This is a genomic window from Proteus vulgaris (genome assembly GCF_023100685.1).
Classification (GTDB): domain Bacteria; phylum Pseudomonadota; class Gammaproteobacteria; order Enterobacterales; family Enterobacteriaceae; genus Proteus.
On record NZ_CP090064.1, the window covers coordinates 2846600 to 2858776 of the forward strand.

General features: G+C 35.8%; 8 protein-coding genes and 9 tRNA genes. 6 read left to right on the forward strand and 11 right to left on the reverse strand.

Features of this window, described 5'->3' with window-relative positions:
• Positions 1–41: 41 nt before the first annotated feature.
• Together LW139_RS13765 and LW139_RS13770 are read left to right on the forward strand one after the other, a co-directional pair.
• On the forward strand, positions 42–2183 hold the full coding sequence (locus tag LW139_RS13765; RefSeq protein WP_247850084.1) for a TonB-dependent receptor: 2142 nt from the start codon (positions 42–44) through the stop codon (positions 2181–2183).
• A 12-nt stretch (positions 2184–2195) separates the two neighbouring features.
• Positions 2196–3245, forward strand: coding sequence for an ABC transporter substrate-binding protein (locus tag LW139_RS13770; RefSeq protein ID WP_247850085.1), 1050 nt, complete (start codon positions 2196–2198; stop codon positions 3243–3245).
• Between the two features lie 590 nt (positions 3246–3835).
• Here LW139_RS13770 and LW139_RS13775 read toward each other — a convergent pair.
• The 8 genes from LW139_RS13775 to LW139_RS13810 all read right to left on the reverse strand — a co-directional run bounded on the left by LW139_RS13775 (position 3836) and on the right by LW139_RS13810 (position 7060).
• Positions 3836–4138, reverse strand: coding sequence for a helix-turn-helix domain-containing protein (locus LW139_RS13775; RefSeq protein ID WP_166540761.1), 303 nt, complete (start codon positions 4136–4138; stop codon positions 3836–3838).
• Positions 4139–6313: 2175 nt separating this feature from the next.
• Positions 6314–6389 (reverse strand) — tRNA-Val (locus LW139_RS13780).
• Between the two features lie 14 nt (positions 6390–6403).
• A tRNA-Lys gene (locus LW139_RS13785) sits at positions 6404–6479 on the reverse strand.
• Positions 6480–6519: 40 nt separating this feature from the next.
• A tRNA-Lys gene (locus LW139_RS13790) sits at positions 6520–6595 on the reverse strand.
• Between the two features lie 38 nt (positions 6596–6633).
• Positions 6634–6709, reverse strand: a tRNA-Lys gene (locus LW139_RS13795).
• Positions 6710–6750: 41 nt separating this feature from the next.
• Positions 6751–6826: transfer RNA gene (locus tag LW139_RS13800), tRNA-Val, on the reverse strand.
• 43 nt (positions 6827–6869) lie between these two features.
• Positions 6870–6945: transfer RNA gene (locus tag LW139_RS13805), tRNA-Val, on the reverse strand.
• A gap of 39 nt (positions 6946–6984) precedes the next feature.
• Positions 6985–7060, reverse strand: a tRNA-Val gene (locus tag LW139_RS13810).
• A gap of 319 nt (positions 7061–7379) precedes the next feature.
• Here LW139_RS13810 and gltX point away from each other — a divergent pair.
• From gltX to LW139_RS13825, 3 genes are all read left to right on the forward strand, one after another.
• Positions 7380–8798: a glutamate--tRNA ligase gene (gltX, locus tag LW139_RS13815; protein WP_166540762.1), complete on the forward strand. Its 1419-nt coding sequence runs from the start codon at positions 7380–7382 to the stop codon at positions 8796–8798.
• A gap of 157 nt (positions 8799–8955) precedes the next feature.
• Positions 8956–9031 (forward strand) — tRNA-Ala (locus LW139_RS13820).
• Between the two features lie 26 nt (positions 9032–9057).
• Positions 9058–9133 (forward strand) — tRNA-Ala (locus LW139_RS13825).
• A gap of 61 nt (positions 9134–9194) precedes the next feature.
• Here LW139_RS13825 and LW139_RS13830 read toward each other — a convergent pair.
• Positions 9195–9950 (reverse strand): SDR family NAD(P)-dependent oxidoreductase, encoded by a 756-nt coding sequence (locus LW139_RS13830; protein WP_166540763.1) that lies wholly within the window; start codon positions 9948–9950, stop codon positions 9195–9197.
• 180 nt (positions 9951–10130) lie between these two features.
• Here LW139_RS13830 and LW139_RS13835 point away from each other — a divergent pair, with 180 nt between their 5' ends.
• Positions 10131–10571 carry a MarR family winged helix-turn-helix transcriptional regulator gene (locus LW139_RS13835; protein ID WP_166540764.1) on the forward strand — a complete coding sequence of 147 codons (441 nt, stop codon included), beginning with the start codon at positions 10131–10133 and terminating at the stop codon, positions 10569–10571.
• Positions 10572–10573: 2 nt separating this feature from the next.
• Here the strand turns inward: LW139_RS13835 and LW139_RS13840 are convergent, their stop codons facing one another.
• Together LW139_RS13840 and LW139_RS13845 are read right to left on the reverse strand one after the other, a co-directional pair.
• The gene (locus tag LW139_RS13840) at positions 10574–10789 is read right to left on the reverse strand and encodes a DUF3820 family protein (protein WP_023581656.1); all 216 of its coding nucleotides are present in this window, start codon (positions 10787–10789) and stop codon (positions 10574–10576) included.
• Between the two features lie 163 nt (positions 10790–10952).
• Positions 10953–12137: a NupC/NupG family nucleoside CNT transporter gene (locus LW139_RS13845; protein ID WP_036935465.1), complete on the reverse strand. Its 1185-nt coding sequence runs from the start codon at positions 12135–12137 to the stop codon at positions 10953–10955.
• Between the last annotated feature and the right edge of the window lie 40 nt (positions 12138–12177).

Below are 12177 nucleotides of genomic sequence, written 5' to 3' on the forward strand. Positions count from 1 at the left end.
ATGGAGTTAAATAACTAAAAAATATATTTTGGGAGTCTATCGTGAAGAAATTTATCATTTCGACAATAGCTTGTGCTATAGCGCAAACATTCGCTGTATCAGCAAGTGTAGCCGCTGAAAATGCTAAAAAAATCGTCGTTACTGCACAGCCAGTGAATAATAGTGAAGCCGGTGCGGGATTTGTTACTCGTGAAGTTGATATGGGGCCATTAGGTGAAAAAAAATGGTTAGATACACCTTACACAACAAATACCTTCACTCAATCCATGATTGAAAATCAACAAGTTACCAGTGTTGCGGATATTTTAAAATATAATGCCTCCTCTCAAATGCAAGCACGTGGTGGTATGGATGTTGGTCGTCCTCAAAACCGTGGAATGCAGGGTAATGTTGTCGCTAACTCTCGTTTAGATGGTGTGAATATTATTTCTACCACTGCATTTCCTGTCGAAATGCTTGAACGCGTAGATATTATAAATGGCCTAACAGGTTCACTTTATGGACCAGCAAGTCCAAGTGGGCAATTTAATTTCACACAAAAACGCCCAACCTTAAAACGCTTAACTTCACTGAATGCTACTTATATCAATGATAACCAATTTAAAGGCCATCTTGATTTAGGCGGTTTTATTGATGATAACAACACTTTTGGTTATCGCATTAATCTAATGCATGATGAAGGTAAAGGTTATGTCGCAGGTAGCAAAACACGTCGCCAGCTAATCAGTACCGCATTTGATTGGAATATCTCGTCTGATACTGTCTTAGAAGTGAATTTTAGTGATTATTGGTTTAAAAAAATGGGTTATCCGGGTGCATTTTCGTATGGACCAAAAGTCACCGCATTACCTGATGCACCAGATCCAACTAAAGCGGGCTATGGTCAAGCTTTTGCGGGCGTTGATCTTCATACCAGAACAGTAAGTAGCCGACTAAAACATGATTTTAACGAAGATTGGCAAATCAGTGCAGCAATTGGCTATCAAACGGCTGATCGCGGATTCCGTTCTGTTTCTAACCAGCTAAGTAATGATGGTAAGCAATTTACACCAACGTTATCCGTTCCTTCTACTTATGGTCGTTTTACTGTTTTAAGTCATTCTGTCAATGTTAATGGTCATGTGATGACAGGCGCACTTTCTCATGATTTAGTGCTCGCTACTAGCGGTTATCGTTGGGATATTTACGGAGCAAACGGCAACGATCTGAAATTTACATTACCAACTCAAGATATTAATAATCCGCATCGTTATGATGATCCATCTAATGAAGGCTTCTATACTGGCAGCGCTCGCACCAAAAACAGTCGCTCACAAGTTCAATCCGTTACTTTCGGTGATACAGTTACCTTTAATCCGCAATGGTCAGTGATGGGATCGCTAAGCCAAAACTGGATCAAAGAAACTTCCTATCGTGCTGGTGGTGAGAATCACACCGAAAATGGTTTAAGCCCTGCTGTCGCATTAATGTTTAAACCTATTCCAGAAGTAATGACTTATGTTTCTTATGCTGATTCATTAGAAGAAGGTGATTCAGCGCCCGATACTGCAGATAACAAAGGTGAAGTGCTAAAACCTTACCGCAGTGAGCAGTGGGAAATGGGGGTTAAATCACAAATTGGCGATCTCAATTTAAATGCTGCAATTTTTCAATTAGAACGTCCTTTTGCTTACGTAGGAAATGACAATATCTTTAAAGAACAAGGCAAACAACGTAATCGAGGATTGGAGCTGATTGCTAATGGACAAGTGACTGATGAACTTTTCGTATTCAGTAGCATGACATGGTTAGATCCAACATTAACTAATACAGGTAATGCGAAAACCCAGGATAAAGATGTTGTGGGTGTACCAAAATACCAAGCAAATCTATTAGCCGAATACCATTACCCTACCGTGCCAAATGTTATCTACAGTGCTAATGTTCACTACACAGGTAAGCGTGCAGCAAATACTACTAATACAATGTGGGCAAAAGCCTATACCACGCTCGATTTAGGGGCTCGTTATCAAACACAATATTGGGATAAGAAAACAACTTTCCGCCTCAATTTAGATAATGTGACTAATGAACATTATTGGGCGTCTATCTTCTCTGGTAACCAAAATGGTGCAATTGGTGGTGCTAATGCTTTCTTAGGTACACCTCGCCAAATTTCCGCATCTGTCAGTATTGAACTCTAAGGGGATAGTTAAATGTATAAAGGGTTTTTTAAAACCCTGTGCATTGCATTACTGGGGGTTTCGGCCCTCAGTACCTCTTCCAATGTACAGGCACAAAGAGTTATTCAATATTATCAAGATCAATCAATTACTGTTCCTGATACCCCAGAACGAGTCGCCACGAGTTGGAATGCACAAAATGCAATCCTTGCGATGCTTGGTGCTGGAGATAAAATTGTTTCTACAACCGATTTAGTCAAAACTATTCCCTTTTTTACTGAGATTGTTCCAGCTATAAAAACGGCTTCAATTTCCAGTAAAGGTAATAATGACACACTGAATATCGAAACATTAATTGTTAGCCAGCCTCAAATCTTTTTTGCAACAGGAAAGCTATCTGATGCACAAATGACGACGCTAGAAAATGCAGGGATCAGTGTTGCATTATTAAAGTCAGGCTCAATGGATGCCTTGTTAGAAAGAACCGTGATCACGGGTGAAATTTTAGGCTCAAGTAGCCACCAATTAGCAAAAGATTATTTAGCTTACTTTCAGCGTAATACGGCGCTTGTAAACAGTGCTGTAAGCGAGATAAGCATCAAGAAACCAATAAAGGTTTATCATGCTTTTGGGTCGCCATTAAGAACATCTGGCGCGCCTTCGCTAAATCATGATTGGATAACACTTGCTGGAGGAGTCAATGTTGCAGAACATTGGTTTGACAATGTACCTAGTCGAGCAGGTGAAGTTTCCTTAGAACAAGTTATTCATGCTAATCCTGATGTCATTGTCACTATGTATGCAAGAGATACGGAAATCATCAAGAATTCACCTGAATGGCAATCAATTACTGCGGTACGTGAAGGTCGTGTCTACACAAATCCCAAAGGTCTATTTTGGTGGTGCAGAGAAACGACAGAAGAAGCGCTACAATTTTTATGGCTTGCAACAATTTTATACCCAGAGCAAACACAGCACTTTGATATCATCAAAGAGACAAAACAGTTTTACCAAACATTTTTTAATATCTCCCTGAGCGATCAACAGGTCGAATATATTTTGACACCGCCACTCCAAGACTAAACTAACAGCCTTTTCATCATGAAGGTGAAGAGGCTGTAAGCTCTCCTCTTGTATAAAGACTATCTGTTGCCATTTCTACATTGCTATTAAATGCTTAAATTTGAAAATTTGATCTAATCCTAATTTCTGACCCAGTTCTCTTTTTCAAGTTTTATCGTATCAACGTTTATGCTTTTTAAATTCCTTGGTATAAAGCACACAAGTTATACATTAATAGCTTTAAAAATGTTACCAAAAAGTAAAATCATAGCAGGTAATATAAGAGCTGATTAGTAATAGATTTATATTTATAGGTATCTATCCCCTGTTAATTTACACATAACAATAGGTATGAGAGTATATTTCTACAGATATGTAAATCTCGGATATTCTGCGATAATATTTTTCTTTTTCTTGAAGAGAATTAAAAAATTTCATTCCCATAAAAACGTAAAATGCCCTAATAAGGGCATTAATATTATATAGAGGCTTTATTTCTATAATTAAGAAAATTCTTATTATTTACTAATCTTAAAGATATACATATATAAGAATTATCCTACTCAATTTAGTTATTCTAAAATGAGTTATCTTCTAATTTAAAGATATTTTTAGAAAATAGAAAGAGCCTTACTATCGAAATGAGCTGGAATATGTTGTTCATTATGCTCAATTTCTTGAGTCATTCCACTTGTTACTTCTTCAAAGAAGCTACCAATATTAACGCCTAGTACTTCAAGCACTCTAACTAAGCAATCAATATCAATACGGTTTACACCACGCTCATAACGGAATAATTGTTGCTCACTAATATCAATCTCTTTTGCTAACTGAAATACAGTATAACCCTGAGATTTTCTTAATGACTTAATTTTTTGTCCAACTGCATAAGCGACTGGATACTTGCTACTCATAATATGTTCTCGCTTTTCACTTTGATTGATATCTAATTTATAATGGTGTGTTATCGCGCAATAATATATAAAATTATATATTATCGAGGACACCTTTTTGTTTTAATAAAATATTATTTTTAGTAGATAAGAAATATTACAATTCATAACATGACTTATCATATGTAAATAATATACTACGCATTTAAACACTTTCAACTAGTCGAAAAAAGACAATCAAGGCTTGGTACTTTACTCATACTAGTAAACAATACCTAGGATAGCACTATATATTCTTTGTTTTCATATAGTTAAAATATTTTATTTATAAAATAGCGCTTTTTTTTTCTTAAACTTTACTCATTAATCAGAATAATTATCTATCATCTTCTTAATTTAAAGCGTGATAACCCGAATTGTGCAAAAATAAATCAAGTTGTATTAGTCTAATTTATTTAAAATAATAAATTAACCTCATAAAGAAGGTAATTTTCCTATTTTTCTAAAATAGCTTAAGTAATGTCAATGAAATCTGATGAATTAATAATTTCATATAAATTATTATTTAAAATCAACAAATTACAATTATTACATTAGGATTAAGATATAGATCACCTTTTAAACATTTGTTAATTAATTTATATAAGCATAAACCCTTAGCGTTTCAGCTAAATATATTTAAGATGTAATAAATCTTTATTACATTGGCATAAATAGGCAATACATTTAATTAATCATTTTTTTTGAATTTTTATTAATGAATAATTACCTTTTATTTTTAATAAGATTAAAAATCTCATTTTTACAATAAAAAAACATAATCATTGATATAAATATTTTTTGCTTTATCAGTAAGTTATTCGACACTTGAGCTCACCACAATAAAAATTGAACATTTTATCATCACATTGTTCTATTCTTTCTTTTTCACTCAAATACGCGCATTTGGATAGCGTAAAAACAGAATCTTTATTACAACTTAAATTAAATTTAAAAATGAATAAGCTGTTAAATATCCATTTTGGTATGATCTAATTTTGTTAAAAAACATAAGAAATATTCTTTTTATGTCCTAAGTATTTATACTCATTCTATATAAGAGTTATTCTTAGGCCCAAATAAACATTAATATTTTTATATAATTTATATTCCTGTCAAATGCACAATTTTCTCCATTTTCAGTAAAAAATGAAATTAACCACTTAATGGCAAATCAATTAATGATGAAATAAGTTCTTTTTGCTTCATATCATTTACTACGTAGTTCATTATGGTGCAAATTTTGACAAATATCAATTTTTTATAAAAATAACATAATAATCATTTAGTTATGTAGATATTTTTAACTTAAAGTTTCTTTAAAAGAAGAATGAAAAAAATTAAATATTATTATATTTAATCATTTAATTTCATCACGTTAGTAATAAATGGATGATAATTAAGAAAGATTAACTATAAAATTGTATTTTTTATCTTTATTCCTTCAATTTCCTCATTAGAAATAATCAAATGTACGTTTATTTATAGTTATGAAAAATGTTTTAACCCACTCATTTTATGGAGTTTTTGGCTCACTAAATACGTTAGAGTCATTCAATATACTGTTTTTAAGGTTATTTAATTTTATAAATAAACCGAAAAAACCTATAAATCATCAAAAAAAGAGCAGATCTTTCTTTTAATATTAATATCGTTTTTTGAATATTTCAGGCTAATACGTAGAAGGTATTCAAAGAGTTACTCATCTTTGTTTTAAATATAGAATGCCAATTAAGATATGAAAGCCCTTATTTTCTCTTTGGAAACACCTCTATTTTCCGGATAAACATAACAAAATGTAAAAAACGTTTTGAAAAACCGCCTTTTAACTTTTGCATCATGTAGAAGGCTTAATGTCTGAATAGGCTAAAACAACCATATAGAAACAGAGTGAATAAGAGGAAAGAATCAAAGAAAATGAAACGAGCTGTGGTACATGAAAATGAATGAAGCCATTAGGATGACTTAGAAAGCGCATACACTTGAAGTTAGTGTAATAGCTAAAACGATGCGATAACTTATGAAAAGCTAATTTAAAAATCAATTAGTTAGGTTGTAGAACAACATATAAAAATAAAACGTTAAATCACTGATCATGATTATTTAAAGAGAATATAGGAAGTAAATAAGAAAGTAATGAGAGAGGATAAAAAGAAGTGGTGGGCGGTATTGGGCTCGAACCAACGACCTCCTCCTTGTAAGGGAGATGCTCTACCAACTGAGCTAACCGCCCGCTTGATTATTAAATGGTGGGTCGTGGGCGATTCGAACGCCCGACCAATTGATTAAAAGTCAACTGCTCTACCGACTGAGCTAACGACCCATTTAATAATTTTGCGTAAATCTGTAAGTAGCTTTGTGAATGGTGGGTCGTGGGCGATTCGAACGCCCGACCAATTGATTAAAAGTCAACTGCTCTACCGACTGAGCTAACGACCCGTCACAATGTTCACTACTTTATGTTGTATTTTTAGGAATGGTGGGTCGTGGGCGATTCGAACGCCCGACCAATTGATTAAAAGTCAACTGCTCTACCGACTGAGCTAACGACCCATACCTAATTATGTGATATTGCGCGAAATAACCGAATGAAGTGGTGGGCGGTATTGGGCTCGAACCAACGACCTCCTCCTTGTAAGGGAGATGCTCTACCAACTGAGCTAACCGCCCACTTCATGATGACTAAATTCTCACTACCACGCTTTAATGTAATTGGTGGGCGGTATTGGGCTCGAACCAACGACCTCCTCCTTGTAAGGGAGATGCTCTACCAACTGAGCTAACCGCCCAATTACATCAAATCATACAACGTATCACAACGAAAATAATGGTGGGCGGTATTGGGCTCGAACCAACGACCTCCTCCTTGTAAGGGAGATGCTCTACCAACTGAGCTAACCGCCCGTCGTGATGGGGTGCATTATAGGGATACTGCGCTATGAGTCAACGATTTTTATCAGATTTTTATCGTGAAAATGACTGTTCGTTTTATTTTTAGTCAAGATGCTTTTTTTAGCACCATAAGTGACACAGCAATTAACCAAAATAATCTTATGAGTAGCCTTCGTCAAACAAAACATCATCAATTTGAAATTTTTATCTCTGTTAAAAGCTTAATGTCATTGAGGAATTAGCATCCAGTGATAAAATAAGGCAACCATTTCGTTTTTTTGATAATCACGATTACTTATCTATATAAGTAAGACGTACTAAGGCAATCCCAATGAGTAAAATAAAAACCCGTTTTGCACCAAGTCCTACTGGCTATCTACATGTTGGTGGTGCGCGCACCGCACTTTATTCCTGGTTATATAGCCGTCACAATAAGGGCGAGTTTGTACTGCGTATTGAAGACACCGACTTAGAACGTTCTACTCAGCCAGCCATCGATGCAATCATGGACGGTATGAATTGGTTAAATCTGAATTGGGATGAAGGTCCTTATTATCAGACTAAACGCTTCGATCGCTATAACCAAGTTATCGATCAGATGTTATCTGCGGGCACTGCGTACCGTTGCTACTGCTCTAAAGAACGTTTAGAACAGTTACGCGAAGATCAAATGGCGAAAGGTGAAAAACCTCGTTACGATGGTTGTTGCCGTGGTGGTAATCATAATCACAGTGCTGATGAACCCCATGTTGTGCGTTTCTTAAACCCACAAGAAGGCTCTGTGATTTTTGATGATAAAATCCGTGGCCCGATTGAATTTAGCAACCAAGAATTGGATGACCTCATTATTCGTCGTACTGATGGCTCTCCAACTTATAACTTCTGTGTTGTTATTGATGACTGGGATATGGAAATTACTCACGTGATCCGTGGTGAAGATCATATCAATAACACTCCTCGCCAAATCAATATTCTCAAAGCATTGGGTGCACCTGTACCTGAATATGCTCACGTATCAATGATCTTAGGTGATGACGGTAAAAAACTGTCTAAACGTTATAATGCTGTAAGTGTGATGCAATACCGCGATGACGGCTATTTGCCAGAAGCACTATTAAACTACTTAGTACGTTTAGGCTGGTCTCATGGTGACCAAGAGATCTTTACTATTGATGAAATGATTGAGCACTTCACTTTAGAAGCTATCAGCAAATCAGCCAGTGCATTTAATACTGATAAATTACTTTGGTTAAATCATCATTACATCAATACGTTGCCAGCAGAAAAAGTCGCTGTTCATTTAGATTGGCATATCAAACAACAAAATATTGATACCAGCAATGGTCCATCATTAGTTGAGCTGATCAAATTATTAGGTGAACGCTGTAAAACATTAAAAGAAATGGCTGAAAGTTGTCATTACTTCTATATTGATTTCGAAACCTTTGAAGAAACAGCTGCGAAAAAACATTTACGCCCAGTCGCTCGCCAACCATTAGAAGTGGTTCGTGATAAATTATCTGCTATTACTGATTGGACTGCTGAAAATGTTCACCAAGCTATTCAAGATACCGCTGATGAATTAGAAATCGGTATGGGTAAAGTTGGTATGCCATTACGTGTTGCTGTAACGGGTGCAGGCCAATCTCCTGGCTTAGATGTTACTGTTCATGCTATTGGTAAAACACGTAGTATTGCGCGTATTAATAAAGCATTAGACTTTATTACAGAAAGAGAAAATCAAGCTTAATTTACACATTAAACTTGCTGACTAAGAGAGATACATTCCTAAATTACGGAATGTATCTTTTTTTTGTATTCTTTTTCAGCAATCAACAAATAATGTGAGATTAACTGATTGACAGTATTGTGCTTGTTGCCTATTATCAAGCCCGTTCCAGTATGTTGGGGCTATAGCTCAGTTGGGAGAGCGCTTGCATGGCATGCAAGAGGTCAGCGGTTCGATCCCGCTTAGCTCCACCAATATACTCTAGAACAATCCAATATGTGGGGTTATAGCTCAGTTGGGAGAGCGCTTGCATGGCATGCAAGAGGTCAACGGTTCGATCCCGTTTAGCTCCACCAGAATTTCAAGATCCTGAAGAGAAATCTTCGGGATTTTTTGTTTTCTACTCCTTATTCATTTCTATTGTGCAGTGTAACCCCCATCAACGGCATAAAATGCACCTGTTGTGAAACTACTTTCATCTGAAAGTAAAAAAGCAACGGTTTTAGCGACTTCTTCTCTGGTTGCCATACGTTTCATTGGGTGTGTATCTGCCATCCATTCACGTACTTCGTTGGGTAGCATTTGCATCCTTGGTGTATCGACATAACCAGGACCTATTGCATTGATCCTTATTCCTTTATCTGCAAATTCAAGTGCAGCTGAACGAGTGATCCCTAATACGGCATGTTTAGCTGCCGTATATGCTGAAATACCTGCAATACCGACAACGCCATTAGATGAAGAAAGATTAACAATACTCCCTCCCCCACTTTTTAATATTGCGGGTATACCATATTTCAAGCCATAAAATACGCTATTAATATCGGTATCGATTACTGCTTTCCAATCTTCAATCTCATAATCCACAATAGATGTATTATGAGGCCCCGTGATCCCTGCATTGTTAACTAAGCCATGTAATGCTCCAGCTTGCGACATAACAGCCTCAATCATTTTTTCGACCTGAGAAGGTGAGGTCATATCAGCCTGCAAAGCAATGACTTTTTTACCCGTTATATCAATAGAACACGCTGTTTTTATTACTTGATCTAAATGCCTACCGGTAATGAAAACCGTCGCACCACGTTGAAATAGCAATTGTGCAATACCTTCACCTACACCTGTACTTGCACCAGTGACTAAAATCACTTTATCCTTAAAATAATCTTTCATTTTTATTTCACCTATTAACAATGACATCTCGTTTTATCGTACAATCGGAAGGTAATTAACTAAAGTTAACTATACATCATGATATTTGATTAACTTTAGTTAATCAATATAAAGTTTCTTCACGCGGGATGACCTGATAAAATTAACTTTAGTTAATATTATTCATGAGATGACGTATTTATGGAAAAATGTGAATTAGAAAATGCATTATCATTATTACAATGCACATTAGTCGCGCAACGCACTCGTTATACCCCAGAACAAGTCACTTGGGGTCAATATGATGTTTTAGAATTATTGCGCTTACGAGGTGATTTAACCCCATCCCAATTAAGTCATTCGTTAGCGATTTCAAGACAAAATTTATCGAAGTTTATGCGAGGGTTAAAAACCTTAGGATTTATTGCACAGTATCGTTCAGAAAAAGATAAACGTGAGTTTATTACCCATTTAACTGATGATGGCCACGCTTTTTTAGCAAGAGCAGCATTAGGTCGTAAACAAAATGCTGAAAAAATAAGTGAGTGTTTGACATTGGGAGAACAAACATTATTTATTGAATTAAGTCAGAAAATTATTAACGCATTAGCACCTGAAAAATCAGGTCTAGATAATAATTAATATCACCGCTTTAAGGGCTTTAATAGTCCTTCTAAGCCTTCAATTTTAATTGCAAGGGTCATCTCCATGAGTTGCCCTAGTTTTCCTTCAGGGAACTCTCCTTTCTTAGCAAACCATAATAAATACTCTTCAGGTAAATCAACCAACATTCGCCCCTTGTACTTACCAAATGGCATTTGTGTGTTTGCTATATCAATAAGATGCTGTTTTTCTAGCATATTCTATACCGTTGTTATCGAAGGAAAGGATCAATTATAGGGTAATTTAAAGATAAAAAAAGCAGTACCCGAAGGTACTGCTTGATTTTTTATTACCTGATGAACAAGTAATGTGGTTTACATTGTTATTTTATTCACATGCTATCTGTTTTATCTTGAGCGATTAAACAAACAAACCTGCGATAGCCGCTGATAAGAAGCTCACTAATGTAGAACCGAACAGTAATTTCAGACCGAAACGAGAAACAACGTTACCTTGCATTTCATTTAGACCTTTAATCGCACCTGCTACAATTCCGATTGAAGAGAAGTTAGCAAATGAAACTAAGAATACTGATAAAATACCCACTGAGCGTGGTGAAATATCGGCTGCGATATCTTGTAAGCTACCCATTGCAACGAATTCGTTAGACACTAATTTCGTTGCCATCACACTACCAACACGTAATGCATCTTGTTCTGGTACACCAATTACCCATGCTAATGGATAGAAAACGTAACCTAAGCAATCTTGGAAGCTAATACCAAAAATCATGCTGAAAATTGCATTCACTGCAGCAATTAAAGCAATGAAACCAATCAGCATTGCAGCTACGATTAATGCAACTTTGAAACCAGCTAGAATGTATTCCCCTAACATTTCAAAGAAGCTTTGACCTTCATGAAGATTACCCATTTGAATATCTTCTTCATTCTCAACAGAATATGGGTTAATCACAGAAAGGACGATAAAGGTACTGAACATATTCAGTACTAGAGCAGCAACAACGTATTTTGGATCTAACATTGTCATGTATGCACCAACAATTGACATTGATACTGTCGACATTGCTGTTGCAGCCATGGTGTACATACGACGCTGAGACATTTTGCCTAAAACATCTTTATAGGCAATAAAGTTCTCTGATTGACCAAGAACTAATGAGCTAACTGCGTTGAATGATTCCAGTTTCCCCATACCATTCACTTTAGAAAGCACAGTACCGATAATGCGGATCACGAAAGGTAATACTTTGATATGTTGAAGAATACCAATTAATGCAGAAATAAAGATAATTGGACATAATACATTCAGGAAGAAGAATGCTAAACCACCTTTCATCATGCCACCGAATACAAATTCAGTACCTTGGGCAGCGTAACCTAATAAGTGATCAAATAATCCAGCAAAACCACGAACAAAACCTTCACCAACATCAGAGTTGAGGAAGAACCATGCTAATGCGATTTCAATAACTAATAACTGCACGATATAACGCAGACGGATCCCTTTGCGATTATTACTCGCAATGAATGCTAATGCGCCAATAACGGCGAGTGCTAAAACGAAGTGAATGATAGAAGACATGCATGCTCCAAAAATAAAAATAAATCTTGAGGAGCATTTT